Here is a 12726-nt window from a genome sequence, read left to right as displayed (position 1 = left end):
CCTCACTCGGCGCGGTGGTCGATGACGCGCAGGGCGACCGGGGCGGTGGCGTAGACGCCGGGGCCGTGCTCGCCGTCCAGCGGCCGGGCCCGGACCCCGCCCCGCCGGGCGACGTCCCGGACCGCCTTGACCAGCGCCTCGACGTGGTCGGCGGGGGCCGCGACGCGCAGCAGTGGCGGGGTCGACCGGCCGCCGGGGCGGACCACGGCGGCGAGCGTGTGGGACGGGGCGGAGGTCGCGGTGACCGCGTCCACCAGGGCGCCCCAGGGAACCCCGGAGCGGGCGCGCAGGGCCAGGCAGCGCTGGGTCCAGCCGCCACCGCGCAGCCCGGTCCAGGTCTCCGCCTGCGGCGCGGGCGCCAGGTCCATGCCGGCCGCCGAGACGACCGCGGCGCGCAACTCGTCCCGGCCGAGGACGCGATGGCTCAGGCCGGCGGCGTGCAGCGCCTTGCCGAGCCGGCCGACTGCGGCGGACACGGTCCGGTGCACGCCCACCATCCCGCCGCCCCGGGTCACCGCCTCGTTCCGAGCGTCCCGGACGGACAGCCGAACGGCCATCCACACGGTGCGGTGGGCGGCCGGGGGAGCGCCCGGAGCCGGATACCAGACCAGGGTGTGCGAGACGACCTGGGCGAGGGAGACCGGGGCTGAGAAGTCGGCCAGGACGGCCAGCGCCCGGTCCACCACCGCCGCCTCGACGGAACCGGCTGGCGCTCCGGGGCGCGGGTCCAGCGCCACGGCGGCGAACCAGCCCTGGCCGTCCTGGCCGATGCCGAGCCGGGTGCCCCGCTCGGTCAACTCGATCACGGTCAGCTCCGGGGCGAGGGCGACCAGCAGCGAGTCGCCGGGGCCACCCGCGGTCACCGCCGCCCGGGCCCGCTCCCGGCGGCGCCGCAGCCGGCGACGCAGCAGCAGGTCCTCGTACCACCAGCGCCCGCCGCGGCGGGCGAAGGTGGCGACGACCGCCGCCGCCGCGAGGGCGGCGACGACCCCGACCAGCCAGCCGGGGCCGCCGAGGGCGGAGTACACGGCGAGGGCGCCGAGCTCCGCCACGACGAATTGTCCGACGACGACCGGACCGAGCCGGCCCCGGCTGCGCCGGTCGGCCGGGACGACCGCGCGGTCGGGCGGCGCCGGCAGCGCGGGCGGGTCGACCGAGCCGGTGGCCGTACGGCCGGGTGGCGCCTGGACCTGGGGCATCGGTGGCGTCCCTTCTGGACGGGCGGCTTCCTGAGCCGGTACGGGGTGGGCGGTGGTCCCGTTCCCCGGCCGGCGGCCCCTTATCGTAGGGAAGCCCGCGGCGGAGCTCTGACCTGATCGCCGCGGACCCATCCCGCCGGAGGTAAGTCATGCGGACCCGCCGCGACCAGGTGCAGGCGTACCGCTTCGTCACCCGCCGGATCGTCTCCGCGCTGCTGTCCGGCGATCCGGAGACCACGAACCTGCCGATGCGGCGGCTCGGCCTCGCGGTGATCGGCAGCGTGGTGGCCGCGGCGGTGGTGCTCGGCGGCGTCGGCGCGTACGGCCAGCTCACCGGCAACGCCGCGCCGCTGGAGGCGAACACGCTGGTGATCGAGCGGGAGACCGGGGCGACGTACGTCTACGTGGACGGCCTGCTGCACCCGACCCTGAACTACGCCTCGGCCCGGCTGATCCTCAACGAGGCGGAACCGGCGGTGCGGACCATGTCGCAGGCGTCGATCGCCGACCGACCGCGCGGGCGTACCGTCGGGATCGTCGGCGCCCCCGACGCGCTGCCCGACCGGAAGTCGCTGATCGGGCTGCCCTGGTCGGTCTGCGACGTGCCCGACCCGGCCGACCCGCGCCGCTCCACCACCCACGTGGTGATCGACCGGCCGCTCTCCGGCGGCGTGCCGCTCGGCGACCGAGCGGTGCTGGTCACCGTCGACGGCGGGCGGTACCTGCTCACCGGCGACGCCCGGCTGCAGATCGCGGGCGGGGACCAGGCGACCGCGGCGCTGCGGATGGCCGGCGCCCCCACGGTCACCGTCGGCGAGCAGTTGCTCAACGCCGTGCCGGCGGGTCCGATGCTCCGCGAGCCCGACATCGAGGGCGAGGGGGAGTCCAGCCGGCTGACCGTGGGCGACGGTCCGGCCCGGGTCGGCGACGTGTTCCGGGCCGCCGAGCAGCACTATGTGCTGACCCGGGAGGGGCTGGCCACGGTCGGCGAGGTCACCGCCCTGCTGCTGCTGCGCGACGGCGGGCGGGTCACCGACATCACCCCGGACCAGGCCGGCCGGCTGCTGACCCGGGAACGGGTCGAGCCGGAGGGGACGCCACGGACGCTGCCGGTGCTGCACCCGGTCCAGGCGGGCCGGACGGTGCTCTGCGCCACCTACCGGAAGGGGGCCGTGGACGCGCCGCCCACCACCACGCTGGAGGTCTTCGACCGGGTGCCGACCGAGCTGAGCAGCCCAGCCACCCCGGTCCGGCAGGGCACCCGGGACGCGGTCCGCACCGCCGAACAGGTCCTGCTGCCGGGCGGAAAGGGTGTGCTGGTCCAGGCTGCCCAGGGTGCCGGAGATGCTGGCGCGGGCACGCCGGGCTCGACGGTCTACCTGATCGGCACCCAGGGGGTGCGCTACCCGCTGGGCACCCGGTCGGGCGACGCGCTGACCGCCCTCGGGTACGGCGGCGTGACCCCGCTGGCGGTGCCCGCGTCGTTGCTGTCACTGGTGCCGACGGGCCCCGCCCTCGAGCGGGAGGACGCGCTCGCGTACTTCGCCCCGAGCCCCGCGAGCGGCAGCGCCCCGGCCCCCGCGAGCGGCACCACGCCGACCAAAGAAGCAGGTCGGCCGCCCAGCGGGGGTGCGAGCAGCACGCCGGACCGGGAGGCGAGCGGCGAGCCGAGCCAGGCCGCCGAGGGCGAATCTGCAGGGGCGACCGGGGCGCCGGCCACCGTCGGGTGACCACATTGGCCGGGTCGAAAACGCGTCGCCGACGCTTCCGTGGGTCGCCCAGGTTGGCCTCCATCCATTAACCTGGTTCTCGCCAACGGTTATCGACGAGGACGACGGGGATGCTGCCATGACCGGGCGCACTACAGTCGACGTACTCTCTCTAGAGGACTTTCATTCGCGGTTGGCCGGTCGGCTCACCGAGGCCGAGGCCGTGCTCAGGAAGCTCAAGACCGAGACGCAGTGCCATCCTCCTGAGCTGGGCAATTTCGCCGACGCGACGAGCAACTCCGGGCGCTACTCCAAAATGCACACGAACTACGTCCAGCAGGTCGAGCGGCTGCGCGACGCGGTGCGGGCCGCGCAGAGCGCGACCGGCACGATCCTGACCAACTACAAGACCACCGAGGCGCGCAACGCGGCCAACTCCGCTGACATCGCCGCCGCCCTCGGCGGAGTCGACGACGCGCTGGACAGGTAGGAGGACCGTCGTGTCTGAGTACACCGCGCGCTACGAGCACGTCAGCCACGAGACGCTGTACGAGGCCGTGAAGGCCGGCGACCCGGCCCAGATCGACGGGCTGGCCGCCAAGTGGGACTCGATGAAGGGCACGCTCGACGGCCTCTCCCGCGACCTGCAGAGCGACCTCGACAAGCTGGCCAACGGTTGGACGGGAAACGCCGGGCGGGAGTTCCAGCGCCGGCTGTCGCTGGTCGTCGACCACTCGACCACCCTCTCCGAGGGAATGGCCGACGTCCGCCAGGGCCTCACGCTGATGGCCACCCACCTGCGCACCGCCAAGAAGGACGCGGAGAGCCCAGACGAGAGCGACGATCACGACAAGGCGATCTCCGGGGCGGTCAAGGGCGCGGCCCTCGGCCCGGCCGGCGCGATCATCGGCGGCTTCATGGGCCACAACCAGGACAAGGCTGAGAAGAAGAAGGCCCACCGGCGGATGGTGCAGGTGGTGGCCGAGCTGGCCGCCGGCTACGACCTGTCCGCGTACGGTCGGCTGGTCCAACCGCGGGATCCGCATCGGGACCTGCCGTTCGACCCGAACACCTCCACGTCGACGCCGTCCGCCGGCCCCGGGGCCAGCGTCCCGGGGGCCGCACCGGGCCCCGGCAACGGCAACCCGAGCACCGGCCACAAGACGGTGTCCGCCCCGGGTAGCCCTGGGCACGTGCCGGGCATCGGGTCGACGCCGGGCGGGGAGCATGGCGGGTCGACGCCCGGCGGCGTCGGCACGGTCGGCGGGTCTACGCCGTCGGGCGGAGAGCACGGCGGGTCGACGCCTGGCGGCGTCGGCACGGTCGTCGACGGTCCGGGCACCGGGACGTCGCTCGCCGGCGCCGATCCCTCGCTCGGTGGGGTGCAGCTGGCCGGCGGCCCGGCGGGCACGGGCAGCGGCGGGACTTCGGTTGCGACGGCTGGACCCGGGGCGGGGTCGCTCTTCGGGACGCCCACCGGCTCACCGGCCGGCGGTGTGCTCAACGGCGCGCTCGGCGGCGGCACCGGCTCGCTGGCCGGGTCGGCTCGCGGCGGAGCGGCGGGGACGGCGCGGCCGACCGGCGGCCTGGGGGGAGTCGAGCAACGCGCCGCCACGGGCATGGGCCGGGGCGGCGCGAACGGGAGTTCCGGCAGCCGGGGAGGCGTCCTCGGCGGGCAGGGGCGACCCGGCGAGGACCAGTCCGACGAGCGGCTGACCTGGCTGACCGAGGACGAGATGGTGTGGGGGAACGACGACACCGGCGCCCCGCCGGTGCTCGGGGCGAGCTGACCCGCCCTCTTCACCCGTACAGCGCGGGGCCCTCCATCTGGAGGGCCCCGCGCTTTTTCTGACCTGGCTATCCATCATGTGTATACCTGGTGTGTATAGTCGCGCCATGTCAATCGGTCAGACCATCCTCGGGCTCCTCGAGGCCAGCCCCCGCCACGGCTACGACCTGAAACGTGCCTACGACGAACGGTTCGGCCACGCCCGTCCGCTGCACTTCGGCCAGGTCTACGCCACCCTGTCCCGGCTGCTGCGCAACGGCCTCGTCGAGGTCGACTCGGTCGAGGCCGGCGAGGGCCCGGAACGCAAGCGGTACGCGATCACCGAGGCCGGGGTGACCGACGTGCAGCGCTGGCTGTCCCAGCCGGAGAAGCCGGAGTCGTACCTGCACAGCACCCTCTACACCAAGGTGGTGCTGGCGCTGCTGACCGGCCGCTCCGCCACCGACCTGCTGGACACCCAGCGCGCCGAGCACCTGCGGCTGATGCGCGAGCTGACCCAGCGCAAGACCGACGGGGACCTCGCCGACCAGCTCATCTGCGACCACGCCCTGTTTCACCTGGAAGCCGACCTGCGCTGGCTGGAGCTGACCGCCGCCCGGCTGGACGAGCTGACCGCGACGGTGCAGCGGTGAGCGCGGCGACCGCCCCCGGCGGGGCCGCGACCGGCGGGGCCGCGACCGGCGGGGCCGCGACCGGCGGGGCCGCGACCGGCGGGGCCGCGACCGGCGGGGCCGCGACCGGCGGGGCCGCGACCGGCGGGGCCGCGACCGGCGGGGCCACAACCGAACAGGGCCCGACCGGAGCAGAGCTGCTGGCCGCCGAGGACCTGCACCGCGCCTTCGGCCCGACACCGGCGCTGGTCGGGGCGTCGCTGGCCGTACGGGCCGGTGAGGTGGTGGCGGTGATGGGGCCGTCCGGCTCCGGCAAGTCGACCCTGCTGCACTGCCTCGCCGGCATCGTCCGGCCCGACTCCGGCCGGGTGATCTACCGGGGGTCGGACCTGAGCGCCATGTCCGACCGGGAGCGCAGCGCCCTACGCCGGGGGCAGTTCGGCTTCGTGTTCCAGTTCGGCCAGCTCGTGCCCGAGCTGACCTGCCTGGAGAACGTGGCCCTGCCGCTGCGGCTGGCGCGGGTCGCCCGGCGTGAGGCCGAGCGGCGGGCCACCGACTGGCTCGGTCGGCTGGAGGTCGCCGAGGTGGCCGGCAAGCGCCCCGGGGAGGTCTCGGGCGGGCAGGGACAGCGGGTCGCGGTGGCCCGGGCGCTGGTGACCGTCCCCCGGGTGGTCTTCGCCGACGAGCCGACCGGCGCGCTCGACTCGCTCAACGGGGAGCGGGTGATGCGCCTGCTCACCGGGGCGGCCCGGGAAACCGGCGCGGCCGTGGTGCTGGTGACCCACGAGGCGCGGGTGGCCGCGTACTCGGATCGGGAGGTGGTGGTCCGGGACGGCCGGACCCGGAACCTGGAGCGGGCGGCATGACCGGGCCACGGACGCGTGATGACGTGGTCGGGCCGGCGACGCGTGACGACGTGACCGGGCCGGAGACGCCGGGACGTGCGGCCGGCCGACTGCGCGGGGCGCTGGCCGACCTGTTGATGGGTGCGCGGATGGCCGTGACGGGCGGCCGGGACGGGTGGACCCGGGCCGCGCTGACCGCGCTCGGGGTCGGGATCGGGGTCGCCATGCTGCTGCTCGCCGCGGCGGTGCCGGGCGCGCTCGCCGCCCAGGCGGCGCGCAGCGACGCCCTCGCGGACGTCGGGAACCGCGCGGAGCTGGCCGCGGCGGCGAACACCCTGCTGGTGGCACCCGTCTTCACCGAATTCCGGGAGCGGTCGGTGCGCGGCCGGATCCTCCGGCCCGAGGGGCCGGCCGCGCCGGTGCCACCGGGATTGACCCGGCTGCCGGCGACCGGCGAGGTGGTCGTCTCCCCGGCCCTGCGGGAACTGCTCGACTCGCCCGACGGCCCGCTGTTCGCACCCCGGCTCGGCGGCGCCCGGGTCACCGGCACCATCGCGGCACAGGGCCTCACCGGCCCGCACCAGCTGGCCTTCTACCTGGGCAGCGACACCCTGACCAGGGACCAGGCGCAACGGATCGACCACTTCGGCGGCGGGCCGCCCGGCGAGGAGTTCTCGCCCGTCCTGATGGTCCTCGTCGTGGTCGTCTTCGTGGTGCTGCTGCTGCCGGTCGTGGTCTTCGTCGGCGCGGCGGTCCGCTTCGGCGGCGACCGCCGGGACCGCCGGCTGGCCGCCCTGCGCCTGCTCGGCGCCGACGCCGGGATGATCCGACGGATCGCCGCCGGGGAGGCGGCGGCCGGCGCGGTGCTCGGCCTCGCCGTCGGCGGCGCGCTCTTCGCCGCCGGCCGCCAGATCGCCCCGCTGCTCACCCTCCAGGACATCAGCGTGTACGCGTCGGACCTGCGACCGTCCCTGCCGCTGGTGGCGGCGGTCGCGGTCGCGGTCCCGGTGCTCGCGGTGCTGGTGGCGCTCGTCGCCCAGCGCCGGGTGGTGGTCGAACCGCTCGGGGTGAGCCGGCAGGGGACGATGGTCCGCCGCCGCCTGTGGTGGCGACTGCTGCTGCCGGCCGCCGGCCTGGCGCTGCTGTACCCGCTGACCGGCGTCGGCGAGCGCACTGCCGGCAGCGACGACTACCAGGTGGCGGCCGGCGCGGTGCTGGTGCTGATCGGCACGGTCACCCTGCTGCCCTGGCTGATCGACCTGGTGGTGGGCCGGCTACGCGGCGGCCCGGTCCCGTGGCAACTCGCGGTGCGCCGGTTGCAACTGGACAGCGCCACCTCCGCCCGCCTGGTCAACGGCGTCGCCGTGGCGGTGGCCGGCAGCATCGGCCTTCAGATGTTGGTCGCCGGGGTGGAGAACCGGTTCACGACGCAGACCGGCCAGGACCCCTCGCGGGCCCAGGTGCACGTCTTGTTCGTCGACCCGCCCGACCCCGGCGCCGCGCTGACCCGGCTGGCCGCCACCCCCGGCGTCACCCGCAGCGTGGGAACGCTGGCCACGGGGGCGACCGGGGAGCAGAAGCCCGGCGCGGACGCACCCCCGTTCACCGAGGTGCGAATCGGCGACTGCGCCACGCTGGCCGAGTTCGCCCGGCTCGGCTCCTGCGCGGACGGGGACGTCTTCCTCGCCGAGGAGCCGGCCGGCGAGCAGTCCGGCCCCGGGCCCGTCCCAGGGACCCGGCTGAACGTGGGCGCGAACGAGGTCCCCTGGACCGTGCCGGCCCGGACCCGTACGGTTCCCGCGATCCCGGACCCGGTCGGCTGGGTACGGGGCGGCCTGCTGGTCACCCCCGGCGCGGCCGACGCCTCCCGGTGGGCGGGGCTGCTCGCGGAAACGCTGATCAGCATCGATCAGGGCGACCCGGACGCGTTGGAGCGGGTGCGTAACGCCGCCGCCGAGGTGGACCTGCGCGCCCACGTCAGTGCGCTGACCGAGGTCACCCGGTCGAAGCAGTTCGTCAACGTCAAGCGCGGCCTGGCCGTCGGCGTCGTGGTGACCCTGCTGCTGCTCGGGACGAGCATGCTGGTCGGGGTGCTGGAGCAACTGCGGGAGCGCCGTCGCCTGCTGGCCATGTTGGTCGCCGTCGGCACCCCGCGCCACGCACTGAGCTGGTCGGTGTTCTGGCAGGCGGCCGTGCCGGTGCTGGTCGGTCTCGGCCTCGCGGTCGGGTTCGGGCTGGGCCTCGGGGCGGTCCTGCTGCGCATGGTCGGCGCGCCGGTCACGGTGAGCTGGTCGGCGGTCGCGCTGGGGGCCGGTCTCGGCGGTGGGGTGGTGCTGCTGGTCACCGGCGCGAGCCTGCCGGTGCTCTGGCGGCTGACCCGCCCCGACGGCCTGCGGGCCGAATGAGCCGGGCCTAGTGAGCCGGGCCTAGTGAGCCGGGCCTAGTGAGCCGGGCCGACGGCACGAGGGGCCTGCGGTGAACCGTCGACGGGATCGACTTCGTCGATGGATTCGCAGGCCCCTCGGCCGTCGGGTTCCAGCGGTGCCCGTCTGTCCACAACGCCGGTTCGTGGCCCGGCTCACCCCTACGGCGTTCGGCCGAGGCTGCGGGTGGGCCGGAACGGGGATAGATTGGTCCCGTGCAGTCCCTAGCGTTCGCCCGCCCCTCCCGGCCGGTGACGCTGCGCGGGGCACACCCGTCGTGGCAGGCAAAGCTGCGCCGCATCCGGGAGCTGGGCCGCCTCGCGCTGACCGCCCTGGTCCTCACGTTCGGCCTCGGCGGGGTGTCCGCCCTGACTGCCGCCGCCCCCGCATTCGCCGCCGAGCTGGCCCGCCCCGCCGTGGTGACCAGCCGGGTGGCCGAGCTACGCACCGGGCCCGGCCCGGCCGTCGAGCTGCGCACCGAGCCAGCCGCCCGGCCGGCCCCCGACGATGCCCGGCGATCGGCGACCGCCCCGGCGGCGACCGCAACGGCGACCGTTCCGGTCAACCGCCCCGCCGTGGACCCGACCGGCGGCACCGTCGTCCGGCGCGGCCCGCCCCGGCACTGACCCGGGCCGATCAGGCACCGATCCGGGCCGCACGGGCACCGCACGGGCACCACACGGGCACCACACCGGCACCGGCACCGCACGGGCATCGCATCGGCACCGGCATCGCATCGCTCTACGCGAGCCCGCCGACGGCCGCGCCCGCCCGCGCCGCTGACGACCACGCCCACTGTCAACCGCAGCGCTGACGACTCCGGCGAGGTCCCGTCCGGCACCGGTCCACACGCGGCCCACCGCCCGCACAGCGGGCCCGACCGTCAGTCCACGTCGTCCCACCCGAGGTGCTCCCCATGCAGACCGCGCTCTCCTCCGTCCTGCTCGACGTGCCCCAGGCCGCCGCGATCTGGCTGGCCCTCCTCGGCGTCGTCGCCGTCGCGGTGACCACCCTGGTCGTCCGGCCGAACCTGTTCCGCTCCGTGATCGGCGGGCGCTTCCGCGAGGCCGCCATGCCGAGCCGGCTGGAACAGGCGGCGGAGGACCAGGAACGGCACCGCTGCGCGGGCGAGATGGCGACCGCAGCGGAGCGGGCGGCGGCCACCGCCCAACGGCTGCGGGCCGAGTGGCTGTCCGCCCAGGAGGAGGTGGAGACCGTCTGGCAGGCGGTCGAGGTCGCGGAGGCCGACGTCCGCCGGTTGGCAGCCGCCGCCGGCCTCCCCCAGCCGAATACCGAGCGCACCCCCTCCGAGTACGTCGACCGCGAGCGCTACCTGCACCGGGCCGCGCTAAACGCATACTGGCGTCGGGAGCTGTCGGAGGAGCAGCTCAGCGACGTCTTCGCGCACCGCGACGGTTGGGATCCCCGGCTACACCCGGTCGAGCAGGAACTGGTGCTGCGCCGCGCGGTGCGGAACCATCTGCGCACCCGGCAGCAGACGGCCCAGGAGCGGGAGCAGGCCGCCTGGCGGGCCGCCGAGCAGGCCGTCCTCGCCGCACGCAGCCTCCGGGAGGAAGCGTTCGCCGCCGCCGCCCCCGCCGAGCAGGAGCAGCCACTGCTGCCCGGGGTGACCGACGGGCGGTCGCCGGCCGCCGAACAGACCCGCGAAATGCCGGTGCTCGTCCGTGAGACGCCGACCGCCACCCAGGACCTGCCGGCCATGGCCCGAGACCTGCCGACTATGGCCCGGGACCTGCCAACCGCGACCCAGGACCAGCCGACCGCCACCCAAGACCTGCCAACCGCGACCCAGGACCAGCCGACCGCCACCCAAGACCTGCCAACCGCGACCCAGGACCAGCCGACCGCCACCCAAGACCTGCCGACCATGGCCCGGGGCCTGCCGATCGTGGCCCGGGGACGTGCCGTCGTGACCCGGGACCGCGCCACCGCCCGAGGCCGCACCACCGCCCGGGGTCGGGCCACCGCCCGGGGCCGGGACACCGCCCAGGGCCGCACCACCGCCCACGTCTGACGCACCGGTCCCACCGGGAAGCAGTGGTCCCCCCGGCCACGCGGTTGCCCTGTTCCCGCGATCGAGCGTGATCTTGCTATGTCGACTAGCGTGGCGGCATGAACGAGCACTACTGGCTGCTGGCGCTCGCCGCCCTGGTCGTCGTGGCGACGCTGGCCGGCGCCATCCTGCTCGCCGTGCGGGTGGTACGCACCCGCAAGATGCTCGGCACGCTGGGCGTGGGGGGCAAGGTCGCCTTCTGGGGCGCGTTGGCCTACACGATCTTCCCGATCGACGTGCTGCCCGACCCGATCTACCTGGACGACATCGGGGTGCTCGCCGGTGCCCTGATCTACCTGGGCCGGCTCGTCCAGCAGCGCCGCGCCGCCGAGCGGCGACTGCCCGGCCAGCCGGAGCCCCGGGACGAGAAGACCCGACGCCCGGTTCCCTGACCGGGCCGCCCCACGTCAGAACGTGCCGTGTGACCTGTGACCCCGTAAGGGGCCGGGCTACGGTCCGGTCCACTCCGTCACCGGCGACGGTCGTCGAGGCCGAACGCGGCACCGAGCGCTACCGCGCCCCGCGTCCCGTTCCGCAGCGGTTTACCCCGAGATCACCACACCCCCGCCTGAACGGTCTTCAGAGCGAAATCACCACACCCCCGCTCCTGGGCGGCCTGTAGCCGTTTGACCGGTTCGCCGCGCGCCCCGCCGCCGCTGCGGCGCCCACCGACCGGCCGCCGCCGCGTCCAGAACATGGATCTTGGACAGCTGCCGTCCGCCTGGAACGGAAACTGTCCAAGTTCCGCGCCCGAGCCGGGAGGGACGCCGAAGCGGGGGTGGCCCGGGGCCGGAATCGGAGCGACCGACGGCGCGTTGAACCTCCCGTACGACCGTGCAGGACCACCCCTGGCGGGGTGGACGCCCCCCGGCATGCCGGGCGAGGGCCGGGGCGTTGTGGCCCCCCGACGGTGACAGCCGAGCACCCTTCCCGGTGCCTTGTGCCTCCGGGTGCCGGAGGCCGCAATCCCCCGAACGGAGCTTCGACACATGAACACGATCCTGCGCAAGAGCATGCTGTCCGTCGCCGGTCTGCTGATGACCGGTGGTGCCGTCGCCGGCCCCGCGCTGGCGGCGTACGCGGCCCCGGCCGAGACCGGGCCCACCGGCGCGCTCCGCGTCGACAAGGCCAACAAGACCAGCAAGACCAGCAAGGACGACAAGACCAGCAAGGACGACAAGGGCGAGCGCCGGGCCAGCTACGAGTACCAGGCCCAGCCGAACTTCTACTACTGCGGCCCGGCCTCGGCCCGGATCGCCCTGTCGGCCGAGGGCAAGAGCGTCAGCCAGGACGAGCTGGCCGCCAAGCTCGGCACGACCGAGAACGGCACCGACTCGGCCGTCGACATCACCCGGGTGCTGAACGAGTACACCGACGGCAGGTACAAGACCACCGAGATCAGCTCGGACGTCGCGTCCAAGGAGCAGATCGAGCGGCTGCGGGTGGACGTGAAGGCCGCGGTGGACGCGGGTGAGCCGGTGGTCGCCAACATCCTCGGCGGCGCGGTGGACACCGAGGGCCGGGAGCACAGCTACCCGGGCCACTACCTGACCGTGGTGGAGTACAAGGACGACGGCAACACGGTGAAGATCGCCGACCCGGCGGACCCGGCCATCCAGGAGTACTGGATGGACGCCGCCGAGCTGGCCAACTGGATCGCGGGCCGCGGCTACAGCTCCTGACCCGGCACGACCCACCAGGGCCGGCCCCCACCCGGGGCCGGCCCTTTCGGGTACGCGCCGCAGCCGGCCGCCGGCTGCCGCGCCCCCGTCGCGGGGCCTGACAGCCGGCGTACGCCACATCCCGTCGGGTCAGGCCCCCGGCGCGATCTGCCGGCGGCTCTCCACGTCGGAGACCACGATCGCCTCCATCGGGCAGGAGTCGGCGGCGTCGATCACCTCCTGTGCGGGTGTCACTCGCTCGGCCAACGGACGGGACAGGCCCTCGACCAGCGTGAAGTGCCCGGGCGCCGTCCCGGCGCAGATCCCCGAGCCGATGCACCGGGTCGGGTCCACGTGCAACCGCCACCCGGAGCCGGTCGTCTTCTCCTCCGCGTTCACCTGGCTCCCCTTCCCG

12 protein-coding genes are annotated in these 12726 nt (G+C 75.1%); 10 read left to right on the top strand and 2 right to left on the bottom strand.

Annotation, left to right across the window (positions count from 1 at the left end):
* Positions 1 to 2: 2 nt before the first annotated feature.
* Positions 3 to 1199, bottom strand: a complete 1197-nt coding sequence (locus GVV04_RS18265; protein ID WP_161689207.1) for a type VII secretion protein EccE — start codon at positions 1197 to 1199, stop codon at positions 3 to 5.
* 149 nt (positions 1200 to 1348) lie between these two features.
* On the opposite strand from GVV04_RS18265, the gene eccB reads away from it, so the two are divergent.
* The 10 genes from eccB (at position 1349) to GVV04_RS18215 (ending at position 12332) form a co-directional block, all read left to right on the top strand.
* Positions 1349 to 2929 carry a type VII secretion protein EccB gene (eccB, locus tag GVV04_RS18260; RefSeq protein ID WP_161689206.1) on the top strand — a complete coding sequence of 527 codons (1581 nt, stop codon included), beginning with the start codon at positions 1349 to 1351 and terminating at the stop codon, positions 2927 to 2929.
* A gap of 118 nt (positions 2930 to 3047) precedes the next feature.
* The gene (locus GVV04_RS18255; protein WP_161689205.1) at positions 3048 to 3398 is read left to right on the top strand and encodes a hypothetical protein; all 351 of its coding nucleotides are present in this window, start codon (positions 3048 to 3050) and stop codon (positions 3396 to 3398) included.
* A 10-nt stretch (positions 3399 to 3408) separates the two neighbouring features.
* Positions 3409 to 4698, top strand: a complete 1290-nt coding sequence (locus GVV04_RS18250) for a WXG100 family type VII secretion target (protein WP_161689204.1) — start codon at positions 3409 to 3411, stop codon at positions 4696 to 4698.
* A 106-nt stretch (positions 4699 to 4804) separates the two neighbouring features.
* The gene (locus GVV04_RS18245) at positions 4805 to 5329 is read left to right on the top strand and encodes a PadR family transcriptional regulator (RefSeq protein WP_161689203.1); all 525 of its coding nucleotides are present in this window, start codon (positions 4805 to 4807) and stop codon (positions 5327 to 5329) included.
* Between the two features lie 176 nt (positions 5330 to 5505).
* Positions 5506 to 6174, top strand: coding sequence for an ABC transporter ATP-binding protein (locus GVV04_RS18240; protein WP_161689457.1), 669 nt, complete (start codon positions 5506 to 5508; stop codon positions 6172 to 6174).
* The gene (locus GVV04_RS18235; RefSeq protein WP_201753592.1) at positions 6171 to 8558 is read left to right on the top strand and encodes an ABC transporter permease; all 2388 of its coding nucleotides are present in this window, start codon (positions 6171 to 6173) and stop codon (positions 8556 to 8558) included. Before GVV04_RS18240 ends, GVV04_RS18235 begins: the two co-directional genes overlap by 4 nt.
* Before the next feature lie 233 nt (positions 8559 to 8791).
* Positions 8792 to 9202 carry a hypothetical protein gene (locus GVV04_RS18230; protein WP_161689202.1) on the top strand — a complete coding sequence of 137 codons (411 nt, stop codon included), beginning with the start codon at positions 8792 to 8794 and terminating at the stop codon, positions 9200 to 9202.
* A gap of 290 nt (positions 9203 to 9492) precedes the next feature.
* Positions 9493 to 10611: a hypothetical protein gene (locus GVV04_RS18225; protein ID WP_201753591.1), complete on the top strand. Its 1119-nt coding sequence runs from the start codon at positions 9493 to 9495 to the stop codon at positions 10609 to 10611.
* Positions 10612 to 10709: 98 nt separating this feature from the next.
* Positions 10710 to 11042, top strand: coding sequence for a YkvA family protein (locus GVV04_RS18220; RefSeq protein ID WP_161689201.1), 333 nt, complete (start codon positions 10710 to 10712; stop codon positions 11040 to 11042).
* 597 nt (positions 11043 to 11639) lie between these two features.
* Entirely contained in the window at positions 11640 to 12332 is a 693-nt protein-coding gene (locus GVV04_RS18215; protein ID WP_161689200.1) for a C39 family peptidase, read from the top strand.
* A gap of 129 nt (positions 12333 to 12461) precedes the next feature.
* Here GVV04_RS18215 and GVV04_RS18210 read toward each other — a convergent pair whose 3' ends face one another.
* Complete coding sequence (locus tag GVV04_RS18210) at positions 12462 to 12710, bottom strand: ferredoxin (RefSeq protein WP_161689199.1); 249 nt, start codon at positions 12708 to 12710, stop codon at positions 12462 to 12464.
* Between the last annotated feature and the right edge of the window lie 16 nt (positions 12711 to 12726).

It is taken from the genome of Micromonospora rubida, assembly GCF_009908295.1.
GTDB classification, from domain to species: Bacteria; Actinomycetota; Actinomycetes; order Mycobacteriales; family Micromonosporaceae; genus Micromonospora; species Micromonospora rubida.
This window is presented reverse-complemented; position numbering and strand designations above follow the sequence as displayed.